Annotated in this window: 14 protein-coding genes; all 14 read right to left on the minus strand. The window is 59.5% G+C overall.

What is annotated here, in order from left to right; genetic code table 11:
- Positions 1-61: 61 nt before the first annotated feature.
- The 14 genes from DW136_RS02215 to murC all read right to left on the minus strand — a co-directional run bounded on the left by DW136_RS02215 (position 62) and on the right by murC (position 13090).
- Entirely contained in the window at positions 62-736 is a 675-nt protein-coding gene (locus DW136_RS02215) for a DivIVA domain-containing protein (protein WP_006234242.1), read from the minus strand.
- 61 nt (positions 737-797) lie between these two features.
- Positions 798-1085, minus strand: a complete 288-nt coding sequence (locus tag DW136_RS02220) for a YggT family protein (RefSeq protein WP_040358293.1) — start codon at positions 1083-1085, stop codon at positions 798-800.
- 15 nt (positions 1086-1100) lie between these two features.
- Positions 1101-1823, minus strand: a complete 723-nt coding sequence (locus tag DW136_RS02225; RefSeq protein WP_089571591.1) for a cell division protein SepF — start codon at positions 1821-1823, stop codon at positions 1101-1103.
- A 60-nt stretch (positions 1824-1883) separates the two neighbouring features.
- Positions 1884-2621, minus strand: a complete 738-nt coding sequence (locus tag DW136_RS02230) for a YggS family pyridoxal phosphate-dependent enzyme (RefSeq protein ID WP_117584221.1) — start codon at positions 2619-2621, stop codon at positions 1884-1886.
- A 119-nt stretch (positions 2622-2740) separates the two neighbouring features.
- The gene (locus DW136_RS02235) at positions 2741-3598 is read right to left on the minus strand and encodes a PhoU domain-containing protein (RefSeq protein WP_117584222.1); all 858 of its coding nucleotides are present in this window, start codon (positions 3596-3598) and stop codon (positions 2741-2743) included.
- A gap of 92 nt (positions 3599-3690) precedes the next feature.
- Entirely contained in the window at positions 3691-4494 is an 804-nt protein-coding gene (gene pstB, locus DW136_RS02240; protein ID WP_089571588.1) for a phosphate ABC transporter ATP-binding protein PstB, read from the minus strand.
- A gap of 12 nt (positions 4495-4506) precedes the next feature.
- On the minus strand, positions 4507-5412 hold the full coding sequence (gene pstA / locus DW136_RS02245; protein ID WP_055251684.1) for a phosphate ABC transporter permease PstA: 906 nt from the start codon (positions 5410-5412) through the stop codon (positions 4507-4509).
- Between the two features lie 3 nt (positions 5413-5415).
- On the minus strand, positions 5416-6342 hold the full coding sequence (gene pstC / locus DW136_RS02250) for a phosphate ABC transporter permease subunit PstC (RefSeq protein WP_117584223.1): 927 nt from the start codon (positions 6340-6342) through the stop codon (positions 5416-5418).
- Position 6343: 1 nt separating this feature from the next.
- Entirely contained in the window at positions 6344-7180 is an 837-nt protein-coding gene (locus DW136_RS02255; RefSeq protein ID WP_099431531.1) for a phosphate ABC transporter substrate-binding protein, read from the minus strand.
- Positions 7177-7977, minus strand: a complete 801-nt coding sequence (locus DW136_RS02260; RefSeq protein ID WP_117584224.1) for a polyphenol oxidase family protein — start codon at positions 7975-7977, stop codon at positions 7177-7179. The genes DW136_RS02255 and DW136_RS02260 overlap by 4 nt, the downstream gene beginning before the upstream one ends.
- Before the next feature lie 210 nt (positions 7978-8187).
- Positions 8188-9342, minus strand: coding sequence for a cell division protein FtsZ (ftsZ, locus tag DW136_RS02265; protein ID WP_118288975.1), 1155 nt, complete (start codon positions 9340-9342; stop codon positions 8188-8190).
- Between the two features lie 199 nt (positions 9343-9541).
- Positions 9542-10576: a cell division protein FtsQ/DivIB gene (locus DW136_RS02270; RefSeq protein WP_233546515.1), complete on the minus strand. Its 1035-nt coding sequence runs from the start codon at positions 10574-10576 to the stop codon at positions 9542-9544.
- 178 nt (positions 10577-10754) lie between these two features.
- A complete protein-coding gene (gene murB, locus DW136_RS02275) occupies positions 10755-11666 on the minus strand; it encodes a UDP-N-acetylmuramate dehydrogenase (RefSeq protein WP_006234257.1) in 912 nt (303 codons plus the stop codon).
- A gap of 5 nt (positions 11667-11671) precedes the next feature.
- On the minus strand, positions 11672-13090 hold the full coding sequence (gene murC, locus DW136_RS02280; protein ID WP_118288977.1) for a UDP-N-acetylmuramate--L-alanine ligase: 1419 nt from the start codon (positions 13088-13090) through the stop codon (positions 11672-11674).
- Positions 13091-13165: the final 75 nt, after the last annotated feature.

The following is a 13165-nucleotide window of genomic DNA, read 5'->3' on the forward strand; positions in this document are numbered from 1 at the left end:
GTCATAAAAAAGGACCCGCAAGCTGCGGGTCCTTTCTAGGCACTAAATTGTAGGCCGAATGTTAGTCCAGGTCGTCGGCAGCAAAGTTGTCGATCGGGGCAAAGGGATCGGCCACGGGGACAACCGGGTCAGCGACGGGCAGCGGCTCAGCGGGAACAGTCACCGCAGGAGAAGCGGCAGAACCGACCGGCGTGGAGGCCATGAGGTCGGCCGGGAAGGAGTTCTGGGCATCGTCCATGAAGTGCTGGATGAGCTTGAGGTACTCGGCCTTGAACTCCTCGCGGGAAGCCTTGAGACGATCGATTTCCTCGAGCTCGGCCTGCTTCTCGGTCAGAGCCTGGCGGATAACCTCGCGGGCCTTAGCGTCAGCCTCGTTGCGGATACGCTCAGCGTTCTCGTTGGCATCGTTGACGATGGTCTCAGCGGTCTGCTGGGCAGCGATCAGGGCAGCGGAAATCTGGCGCTCCTGAGCGGAGAAGTCAGGGGCGGGAGCAGCCACGGGGGCGGCAGGAACGGCTTGGGCGGTGGCATCCTGAGCCTGGGCAAGCTGAGCCTGCGCATCGGCAAGCTGCTGCTCGGTAGCAGTCAGGCGACCCTTAAGGTCGACGATCTTAGCGAGCATAGCGTCAACCTCGGAGGACAGCGTCTCCAAGAAGACGTCGACCTCGGCGGGATCGTAGCCACGCTTGGCCTCAGAGAAAGTCTGAGCCTGGATGTCTGCAGGGGTAATAGCCATAACAAGTCTCCTTTTTCATCGCCTCGGCGCTACACGCCCGACGTAAGTTACTAAGTCAGTTCTATACGAGTATACCTATAAGAAGCTGCAGAACCAGCCTCTGCACCAACTGCAACGCAATAATCGCAACGACCGGCGAAAAATCGATACCGCCCATCGGCGGGATGAAACGACGGAACAGGTTGAGCCACGGACCGCACACGCTATCGAGCACCGCAGCAATATCCTGAAGCAAACCACCCTGCTTCATGGGAATCCACGTCATAAAGCAGTAGACGACAATGAGCGTGGAATAGAAGTTGAACAGCGTGTTGACCAGCTGGACGATAGTGTAGATGTTGATGGGAATCTCCTCGTCTTGTCTTTACTTAAGGTAGCCGTCGGCACGAAGCTTCTTGAGATCGGAATCTTTGACCTCGCAACCGGCGGGCAGCACCATGAACACGCGGTCGCCCACCTCCTTGACCGTGGCGCCCAGACCGCAGGCAAAGCCGTAAGAGAAGTCCAAGACGCGCTTGGCAACTTCGGTGCGTACGCCCACAAAAATCAGTGCGACAGGCTGCTTGGTGCGAACGCGGCGCACCACGGTCTCCACGTCGTCATAGCTCTCGGGGCGCAGGACATAGGCCGGCAGCTGCGGCGTGGCGTTGATGATATTGCTCGCATAGGCCGAGGCATCGCTCGGTGCAGGCGCGGGTGCAGCGGCGGCACGGGCGCGGGTGTTCTCGGCGTAGCTCGACGGCGTGTCATAGGCACCAGGACGATAACCGCTCGCAACGCTGTCCTGCGAGCGCGAAGGCGGGTTATACGTCGTGGCATGGCGGGAGTCATCGCCGACCAGCTGACCGGAGCGCGTATACACGGCAACCGACTCAGCTTCACCGCGGCGCGTCTGACCAAGCAGGCCGTTGCTCGGCTCGTCTTGGGTGTAGAAGCCCTCGCCCGAAGCACCGCCGTAGCCGTTGCCCTGATAACTATCGTCATAGCCGTCATCGTAGCCGTAGTCGTCGTCCTGGCCATAACCCTGGTCGTAACCCTGCTGGCCGCCCAGGTGCATCTTATTTTTAATCTCGTCAAGGAAGCCCATGGTTGTGTCCTCTCGCGGTTTAGTGCAGGCGCCCCGATAATCAGTGCGCACTTCAGAGCCTTATTTTACTGCAAACTCCGGGCTAAATACTACCCTGCCCAGGCGAACGAGCGTAGAGCCCTCCTCAAGGGCAGGCTCAAAGTCCTCGCTCATGCCGCAGGAAAGCTCAGGCAGGTTCAAATCGGGATGCGCCGCCTCCAGCTCATCCCTCAGCTCACGAAGCCCCGCAAAGGTGCGGCGTGCCACATCCTTATTCCCCCGGGGCGCCATAGTCATAAGCCCCTGCACGCAAATTCCCTCAAGTTCCGCAAGCTCACCCGCGGCGGCGCGAATCTCATCGGGCGAAAAGCCTCCCTTCGACTCCTCACCACTCACATTGACCTCAATGAGCACACGCTGGGGGCCGGCGAGCTCGCCTGCCTCAATCTTGCGGACAGCACGGCTCGAGATCGCCTGCGCCAGATGCAGCGAACCCACCGAGTGAATCAGCTCGGCTGAGCCCAGCACCGCATTGATCTTATTGGTCTGCAGGTTGCCGATCATATCGAAGCGCACCTCGGGCAGCTCCGGATGCTCCGCCAGACCCGTGAGCTTGCGAACCAGCTCCTGCGGGCGGTTCTCGGCAAAATGGCGATACCCCGCCTGGATGGCGGCAACGGTCTCATCGACACCAACGGTCTTGGACACGGCAATGAGGCTCGCGGCGTCGTGGGGACGGCCTGCGCGATCGAGCGCCGCATAAAAACGTTCCAGAATCTGCTCGCGGCGAGCGCGCATCAAGTCCAAATAGTTATCCATTGCCAATCGCCTCCGCTGACGGCCAAACAAGTAGTCCCATGCTAACGCAAGAGCGCGGCCCCGCATGTGCAAGGCCGCGCTCACTTAGGTATTTACAATCTTTCGACGAACGGGATTACTTACTCCTCGTCGTCCTCGTCATCGTCCTCGTCCTCAAGATGATCGAGCAGGTAGCGAAGTCCCTCGCTGACCTCGTTAACGGGCACCTTGGCAACGTAGCGCGCATCGACGGCGGGCCTCATGATGACGCCCTCGCCCGAAGGCACGCGCATGCTCTCGAGCTCGTCCTCGTCCGTGCGGGCGATATCGCCGGCATTCATGCGCTGACCAGTCAGCAGGAAGGTCAGGCGGCAGGCGGCATCGATGGAAATCGAGGCGATGCGATCGAGGTAGCGCGAAACCATGATGGCGCGGCGCAGGTCGTCATAGTTGCTGTCGTCGTCCATAAAGTCGCCCGTATCCATACGGTTAAAGGTGCGGAAGAACTTCTCGTAGGCGGCGTGCACTGGCTCGTCCTCGACGGCCAAGTTGCAGATGATGGACATGTCGTTGGTGACGAGCGCAGAAAGCGAAGAGCCCAGCACCTGGTAGACGGCCTCAGCCTCGGCCTCGACCGTGCCGACAAGCTCCTTGGGCAGCGAGATGTCGGCCTTGATCATATGACGCGTGGCACGGCAGATCTGACGGACCTTATCGGTCATGCGTTGCAGGTTAAAGTCGACGTAGATGATCGTCTGAAGCAGGCGGAAGTCGGAGGCGACCGGTGACTGCGTGGCAATCAGGTTGTAGCAGACGGCCTCCAGGTTGGCGCAGCGTGCGTCAATCGAAAGCGTGCGCTTCTTGGTCTTGGTGGCGAGCTTGCGGTCGTCGGTCACATAGGCCTTAACGGCATCGTGGAGGGCCAGATCGACGGCCTCGTAGATGCTCAGCATCTCGTGGCGGGCCTCGATGAGCTGACGGGAAAACAGTTTACGCATGGTTCACTCCAATCAGTTGGGTGCGGTCATGCCGCCCGCACAGTGAATACGCACCGGACCAGGTCCGATCGGCTTGGGACTAGTCGCACCGATCAGCCAAAGCGGCCGGTGATATAGTCTTCCGTCCGCGAGTCCACCGGGCTGGTGAAGATCGCGTCGGTTTGACCATACTCGATGAGCGTGGCAGGCTCACCGGCAACTTCCTGCAAGAAGAATGCGGTGTAGTCGCTGATACGAGCTGCCTGCTGCATTGAATGCGTGACGATGATGATCGTCATCTCGGGCGCCAGCTCGGCCATCAAATCCTCGACCTTAGAGACGGACGTGGGGTCGATGGCGGAGCAGGGCTCGTCCATCAGGAGGACATCGGGTTGCACCGCAAGCACGCGCGCGATGCACAGACGCTGCTGCTGACCGCCCGAGAGCGCCAAACCATCCTTGTTGAGCTGATTGGATACCTCTTTCCAGAGGTTGGCGCGCTTGAGCGATTCTTCCACGATGTCATCGAGGTCGCTTTTGCTAGTCACGCCCTGCAGACGAGGGCCAAAGGCGACATTCTCGTAGATGGATTTGGGAAACGGGTTGGGCTGCTGAAAAATCATGCCCACGCGGCGACGGAGGTCGACCGGGTCGACGCCCTCGGCATAGATATCGTTGCCGTCGAGCGTCATGGTGCCCTCGACGCGCGTACCCTCGATCAGGTCATTCATGCGGTTGATGCAGCGCAAAAACGTCGACTTGCCGCAGCCCGAAGGGCCAATGAAGGAGGTGATGGCGTTTTTGGCGATGTTGAGGTCGAGCCCCGTCAGCGCATGAAAGTCACCGTACCAAAAGTTGAAATCCTTGGCCGTAATGGCCGCTTGCTCCAGCGTGGGAGCGGACTGATAAACGGACATGGGACTCCTTAACTAGCGACGCTTGCGCGACAGGAAGCGCGCAAACAGGTTGAAGGCCAGAATGATCACCATCAGCAAGAGCGCGGTGCCGTAGGCTGCGTTCATGTTGATGCCGTCGTTGGCAAGCAGGTACAGGTGAACGGTCATGGGGCGGCCGGAATCGAGCGGCGAGATAGGTAGATTGATGGCCTGGCCCATGGTGTAGAGCACCACGGCGGTCTCGCCAATGGCACGGCCGATGGCAAGGACAATGCCCGTGGCAATACGGCCAAAGGCAGAAGGAAGCACGATCTTGGAGACAACCTGCCACTTGGTGGCGCCCAGGCCATACGCGCCCCAACGGATATAGCGCGGAACGGCGCGAATGGCCTCTTCGGTGGTGCGCATGACGATGGGAAGCATCAAGAGCGCAAGCGCCAGAGCGGCCGAGACCATCGAAAGGCCCAGACCCATAGCCTCGACAAACAAGGCGTAGCCAAACAGGCCCATAACGATGGAGGGCACCGAGGCCAAAGCGTCAGCAGCGTAGCGAATGAGCTCGACGATCTTGCCCTGCTTGGCGTACTCGGCCAGATAGACGGCTGCCAGCACAGCGATCGGCGTGCAGATAAGCATGGCGAGCGCCGTCACATAGACGGTCGAGACGATCGTGGGCCAAATACCGCCCTCGGCGTTGACGCCCTGGGGCCAACCGAAGATAAAGTCGAGCGAGATATGCGGCAGGCCGTTAATGACCACATAGGCAATGATAGCGACCAGCACCAGCGTGGTGATGTAGGCAGCCGCGCGGAATACGCCGAGCATGATCTTGTTGGACAGGTCCTTGTTGATGCGACCCTTCTTGCCGTGGGAAAGGGCACGCTTGATGCGCTCGCGCGACGAGGTCGTATCGACCGTCGTGTCAACGGAATCGGACATAGCCTACCCCCTCTTCTTCTTGGAAACCAGGCGGACGATGCCCACCAGCGTGGCGGAAATGATAAACAGGACCACGCCCATGCCGAACAGCGCCGAGCGATGCAGACCCGAGGAATAGCTCATGTCGAGCGCAATCTGGCTCGTGAGCGTCGAGATGGGGCTCGCAATGCTGTCGGGAATAACCGGGGCGTTACCCACGACCATGAGCACGGCCATGGTCTCGCCGATGGCACGGCCCATACCCAGCACGATGGCATCCACGATACCCAGCTTGGCGGCAGGTAACACGACCTTATAGATAGTCTGCCACTTGGTGGCGCCCATGGCATACGATGCCTCGCGAATGCCCATGGGAATGGAATTGAGAGCATCGATGGTAAGCGTCGTGATGGTGGGCACGATCATAATGGCGAGCACGAACCACGCCGTCAGCGCGCCAAAACCAAGACCGCCGGTCAGTTGTGCGATAAACGGGCGGATGATGATCATGCCAAAGAAGCCATAGATGATAGAAGGGATGCCGGCCAACAGGTCAACGGCAGGGCTGATGAGCTTGCGCACGCGCTTGCTGGCGATCTCGACCAGATACACGGCCGTGCCCACGCCTAGGGGCACACCCATGGCGAGTGCACCGACGGTCACCAGACCCGAGCCGGCAAGCAGCGACACGATGCCGTAGTGACCCTCAGAGGGCGCCCACGTAAAGCTAAAGAAGTCCGCCAGACCGATGTCGGTAAAGACGGGCAGCGCCGAGTACGTGGTAAAGACAAAAATCAGGATGACGGTAACGACCGCCAAGAACGCGCAGGCAAAGAAGATCCACTGCAGCGCCTTCTCCTTGATATAGGTACTGCGCGATACGAGCGCCAGCTCGCGCTTCTTGGGCGTCTGAACATTCCGCTCAGTCTGGGAGTTTTCCTGTGCTTCCATGCTACTCACTCCCCTTCTCGTCGTTGGTGACGGGGATAAAGCCCGCCTCGCGAATCTGCTTGTCCATCTTTTCGGACGTCACATAGTCGATGTAATCCTGCGCCTGCTGCGAAGGCGCACCCTTCACAAAGAAGTAAAGGTCGCGTGAGATGGGATAGCCGCCGCTCGCGACCGTCTTCTCGGACGCCTCAACATGATTGACCGAGACGGCCTTGACCGAGGTCTTGGCGTTGAGGCTATCGACGAAGCCCAGCGAAATGTAGCCAATGGCACCGCGCGAACGAGATACCACGTCGCGCACCTGGCCCGTGCCCGAAAGAACGGCGGAGCGGCGATCGAACGGGGTGCCGTCCATCACGATGGTGCGGAATGCTTCACGCGTGCCAGACGCCTCGTCTCGGTTGATGACCTGAATCTTCAGGTCCTCGCCACCGACCTCTTTCCAATTAGTAATCTTGCCGGCATAGATATCGCGGAGCTGCTCGGTCGAGAGGTTATCGACCGGGTTATCGTCGTTCACGATGACCGCGATACCGTCGTGGGCAATGACGATGGGAGTCAGGCCCAGATCCTGTTCGTCGGCATTGAGTCCACGGGAGGAGCTGGCGATATCGGCCGTGCCAGCGCTGACGGCTTCGATGCCAGCGGAAGAGCCCAAACCGGAAACGAGCACGTCGATGCCGGTCTCCTCCTTAAAGCCCTCTGCCGCAATCTCGGCGATAGGAAGGCAGGTCGTGGAGCCGGCCACGGTAATGGAAGAGGTAGAAGATCCCGAAGAACAGGCGCACAGCGTAAGCGTAAGCACAGCGGCGCTCAGGACCGATACGATCTTTCTCATAGCATCACGCCGATCGCAGCATGGCGCCCACAGGTGCCGTCCTCGTTACGGTAGGAATAAAAGCGGTCGTTCTGACGCACAGTCGAAAGCTGGGTATCCACGATATTATCCGCGTCCACACCGATATCTACCAACGCCTCACGAATGGCGGCAGATAGATCGAGCATGCGAGAAGCGCCCGCATCGATGCACGAAAACTCGGCGGCAAAGCGGTCCATGAGTTCCTGGGATACCTCATATTCGTCAGCCAAGATATGGGGGCCGATATAGGCGGAAACGTCGCTCGCATCGCAGCCGGCAGCATCGCAAAGCGCCTGGCACGCCTTGGCAGAAATACGTGCAATCGTGCCCTTCCAACCGGAGTGCACCACGGCAAATCCGCCAGGGGCCACCAGCACCACGGGAACGCAGTCGGCAAAGCAGAGCAGCACGGGCACGTCATGAGCCGTACAGACGATGGCATCGCAGCCCTCGGCAATCTGCTCGCGAACAGCCTCAAGATCGTCGGCACCGTTCGAAGTCACCGTAACGATATGGTCACCATGTACCTGATTGGGCACGAGCAGATTATGCTCGCACTCAGTGGCGCCCATAGCTTCGAGCGCTCGACGACGATTTTCTTGAACAGCAAAGGGGTCATCGCCTACATGCGAGCCCAGGTTGAGCGAGGAGTACGCATCTTCAGAAACGCCACCGGTGCGCTCGGTAAAGGCAAAGCGGACATCGGATGTCGCGCCCTCCACCAACGTAACTCCATCATGGTCGACACGCGAAACGTTGTCCGCACGTGCTGCCATACTAAAGCCTCCTAATAACACAAGTACCGCGGCGTCGCCGCGCAGTCCGCGTTTATACGGCTGTCATACTTCCTTAAAAGGATACCCGCAGCGGTAGGGACCAAACGTAAAGGGAACGTAAGGAGATTGGAGGCTTTCGTTTACAAACGAGAAACAAAACGGGGTGCATCCAAATGGACACACCCCGTGCAGGTCGTTGAGAAAAACGAACTAGAAGCTACCGCGCTTCAGGAAGTCGGGAAGCTCGAACTGATCGTTGCCGAAGTTGGGAAGCTCGGTGCCACCGACGTTGCGAGTCGGAGCGGCCTGAGCCGGGCTGGCGGTCGGAGCGGTGCGCTGCGGCTCAGCGGAGGCAGCGGCCTTGCTCTGAGACTGCTGAGCAGCAAAGAGCTCGTCCTGACGGTTGACGTTGGAGTCGGAGAAGCCCGTAGCGATGACGGTGATACGCACCTGATCGCCCAGGGACTCGTCGACAACGGTACCGAAGATGATGTTGGCCTCGGGGTCGACAGCGTTGGCGACAACGTCGGCGGCGTCGCTGATCTCCTGGATGCCCAGGTCCTTGGAACCGGCGATGGAGAGCAGCACGCGCGTGGCACCATCGATGGAGCTCTCGAGCAGCGGGCTGGAGATGGCCTGCTGGGCAGCGTCGACGGCACGGGTATCCCCAGAAGAGGTACCGATACCCATCATGGCGGTACCGGCCTGCTTCATGATGGTCTTAACATCGGCGAAGTCCAGGTTAATGATACCGGGGACGGTGATGAGGTCGGTGATGCCCTGGGTGCCCTGGGAAAGGACGCCATCGGCAATCGCGAAGGCCTCGAGCATGGTGGTCTTCTTCTCGGCGATGTCGAGCAGCTTATCGTTAGGGATGACGATCATGGTGTCGACGCAATCGGAGAGTGTCTTGATGCCCTCTTCGGCGCTCTTCTTGCGCTTGCGGCCCTCGAAGGTGAAGGGCTTGGTCACGACAGCGACGGTCAGTGCGCCGACCTCGTTCATCGCGATATCGGCAACGATGGGAGCAGCGCCGGTACCGGTGCCACCGCCCTCGCCGCAGGTGATGAACACCATGTCGGCGCCAGCGAGCGCCTCGGCAATGTCGTCGCGGGACTCATCGGCAGCCTTGCGGCCAACCTCGGGGTTGGCGCCGGCGCCCAGGCCGCGGGTAAGGTCGGTGCCGATGTGCACCTTGATATCGGCATCAGAGATCGCGAGTGCCTGAGCATCGGTGTTGATGGCAACAAACTCGACGCCGCGGATGCCCTCTTCGATCATTCGATTGACCGCGTTGGTACCGCCGCCGCCGACGCCGACCACCTTAATGACGGCAAGGTAGTTGTTGATCTCTGTCTCGTGCATGTCGGTCCTCCGAACAAAGGTTATAGCCATAGCATGGGTCGACCCCTGCGCACATTAACCTTCAGGTTGAAAGTAAATGCAAAGGTAAACCGTATTATGTTTGCACATTATGAACGTATCAGTCAAATAATTGACCGTGAAAACCAAACAAACCAGATAAACGGCGTGGTATGGCCCCTCAACAAAGCATCAACCATCGCTACGAGGTCGGAGCATTCCTAAATGTGTAGTTGCCCGGAGAGCGCACATTGATATACGTTACGCCCTCTACCTGCGAAAGCAACTTAGTGACTACGCGTTCTTTCTTGGCGATATCGTCCGAATCGCCCAGCGACACCTCAATGCCGTTATTGAGGTTTGCCGAGATGGCTTCGACCGAAGGCGTGGAAATATCCTTGACTTGTCCCAAGAACTCGCTCGAAAAACCACGCACATAATCCAAGCCAGCATTAACGGCCTTGGAGCTCACCGCCTGGCCGGAAACTGGAGCGACATCCGCCGAGACATCAGTCAACAGCACCGCGCCATAGTGCTTAGCGAGCGCCAGTGCGGCATCAATGCCGGTCAGGGTATTTGAGCCCTGCCCCGTCGTGATGACGTTGCCCTGGTCGTCCACTTCGACCGACGTCGACAGCGGGGCGATCCAGGTGTCATCATCCCCGATGGCCCAGGCAAGGTCATCGGAGCTGATATAGGCAATTGCGATGACCTTGCGCTCCATCGGCGTAATAATGAGCGTATGCGGGAACTGACGCTGGACATCCACGCCCGAGACCCACGGGTTCTGCTTGAGGTCCTCGGTAATCTGGTCGGGATCGACGTTAAAAAGCGACGTTCCCTCGGGCAAATCGATCAGCTGGATAGCATCGTGCTTCGTCACATGCTCGCTGCCTTGAATCTGAATATCAGTGGCGGTAAACAATCCAGAGTTGATCACCACGACGGCAACGACGACGAGCACGGCCAAGACGGCCAGAACGCCGCCCACGATTTTGCCTTTGCCTGTAACGACAGAAGCGGCGTCTGATGTTTTATTTGCCATCGCCCTAAGTGAAGACAACGGGTTGACGCCTTTTTTACCCGAAGGCTTCTTGGCGGCAGCCGGCACCGATGTCAGCGAGCGCGGTTTCGATGCGCCCAGCGTGCGACCCGGACGCGCCACCTTAGTTCCCGTCAAGGGCTTAGGAGTTGCCATGGGACGGGCAGGCTTGGCGCCCATAACAGGCTTTGACATCACCGAGGGACGCGAGGACTTTTTTGCGGCCGGACGATTACCGAGCTGCGAGCCGACGACCGGACGACTGGCCTGTCGAGCATGCCCGACAGACTTAGAGTGCGCGACGGCATTGCGTTGAGGTTTGGCAGGCGCGCCGGAACGCCCTCCGGCGCGGCGGAAGGTGGGTTTCGATGCTCTAGAAGCCGAGGAATTTAACTTCCGGTCTGAGCTCGATGCCATACGCCTCCCTCACCTTTCCGTGCACATGTCTGATAACCGCGGCAACGTCATCGGCCGAGGCAGTTCCGTTATTAACGATAAAATTAGCGTGAACGGGCGAAACTTCCGCGCCGCCAATCGAAAAACCCTTTAATCCACAATCCTCGATAAGCTTGCCCACGCTCGCATCGGGCGGGTTGCGAAAGACCGACCCGCAGGATGCGCGACCCATGGGCTGCGTACGCTTGCGCCTCGTCAGGTACCGTTCCATGCGCTCGCGAATGTCGGCCTTGGGCGCCGGTTTAAGCTTGAGCACGCACTCGAGGATGATCTCATTGCGGGGAAGGCTACATTCGCGGTAGCCCCAAGTGATCTCGGACCCCGCATAATGTTTGATACCGGATGCCGGGTCAAACGTTACGACATCCTCAACCAGCGAGCCAATCCACTCGGTCCGTGTGCCGGCATTCATAGATATCGCGCCGCCGACCGAGCCAGGGATGCCAACGGCAAACTCAAGGCCCGAGAGGCTACGCGACAGGGCATCGTTGACCAGGCGCGCAAACATCACGCCCGCACCGACCGTCAGCGTACAACCGTCATCGGCAACAACCGTGCGCTGAAACTCACGTCCGAGCGAAATGACGGCACCGCGATAACCGCCATCGGCAACCAGCAAATTGGAGCCCTTGCCAATGATGACCCACGGCACCTGCTCGCGATCGAGCACCGCCACGGCGCGGCGAAGGGCATGATAGCTATGGCACGTCACAAAGAGGTCGGCCTTGCCGCCGATACGATAGCTCGTATGACGCGCAAGGCGCTCGTCCTCGATCACATCCGTGTCGATCATGCCCGAGAGCGCCATGACGGCGTTAAACAGACCCATTAGACTTAAGCATCTTTCTTGGCAGTCAGATACTCGATGAACTCGGGACCGACGGTCGTAACGTCTCCGGCACCCATGGTGAGCAGCAGGTCGCCCTCGCCCACCATCTGCTCGAGCTCCTGATTGAGCTCAAGACGGCTGGAGCAGTACACGACCTCCTTGCCAGGATGCTTGGCGCGCACGGTATCGGCGAGCATCTTGGAGGTGACACCCGGAATGGGCATCTCGCCAGCCGAGAACACATCGATCAGCAGCAGTTTATCGGCATTGGCAAATGCATCGGCAAAGTCGTCGCACAGGGCCTGCAGGCGCGAATAGCGGTGCGGCTGGAACACGACGTCGACGTGCTTGTAGCCCAGCGACGAAGCGGCAGCAAGCGTCGCCTTGATCTCGGTGGGATGATGGCCGTAATCATCGACCACGGTGATGCCATCGATATCGCCCACGTGGGTAAAGCGACGGCGGACGCCCTCAAAGCTCGAGAGTGCCTTGGCGGCGGCGTCGATGTCAAGGCCCAGGACATGGGCGACGGTGAGCACCGCCGTGGCGTTGAGCATGTTGTGGCGACCGGGATTGCTCTTGATCTCCACAGCGTGCTCAGTGCCATCCTCAAAGCGAACGATAAAGTCACTCTGAATACCCTTGACATCCGGGTGCACGCAGACGATGTCGTTGCTCTCGGCAAAGCCGTAGGAAAGCACGTGACGCCCCGTCGACTTGGCGAGCTCGACCAGATGCGGGTCCTCACCGCAGACGATGACGGTGCCGTCCTCGCCCACCAGGCTCATGAATTTGACGAAAGTCGCCTCGATCTCCTCGATACCCGAGTAGTGGTCGAGGTGGTCGGCCTCGACGTTGGTCACAATGACCACGTTGGGGTTCAGGAACAGGAAGGAGCTGTCGGACTCGTCGGCCTCGGCGACAAAGTAGTCGCCCGAGCCGTTCTTGCCGTTCGTGTCATAGCCCTCGACGATGCCACCGATCAGGAAGCTCGGATCCAGACCCATGCGGTCGAGCATGGTGGCACACATCGAAGACGTGGTGGTCTTGCCATGCGTGCCGGCAACAGCGACGGTGGTGTAGCCGTGACCCAAAGCAGAGAGCATCTTGGCACGGGGCCACACGGGAATACCAAGCTCGCGAGCGCGCACGAGTTCAGGGTTGGACTCCGGAATAGCGGTGGAGACAACAACCACGTCGGGCTTGACCTCGTCGATCGTGGCGGCCTCATGGCCCACATGCACCTTCACACCAGCGCGGGTAAGCTGGCGGATATAACGTGACGTCTTAAGGTCGGAGCCGGTAACGGCATAACCGCGCTCGTGCAGAACGAGGGCGATGCCGCTCATGCCGGCGCCGCCGATACCGATAAAGTGGGCGCTCTTAAACTCGGGCGCGGAGGTTGCAGTCTGGGAATCAGCCATGTGCTCGTGTACTCCTTGCGTAAACACTGCCTGTAACCCGTTAACTGTACCGCACCTACCGCATCAGCGCGAGGG

Origin of the sequence: Collinsella sp. AM12-1, assembly GCF_003472325.1 — a bacterium.
Taxonomy (GTDB): domain Bacteria; phylum Actinomycetota; class Coriobacteriia; order Coriobacteriales; family Coriobacteriaceae; genus Collinsella.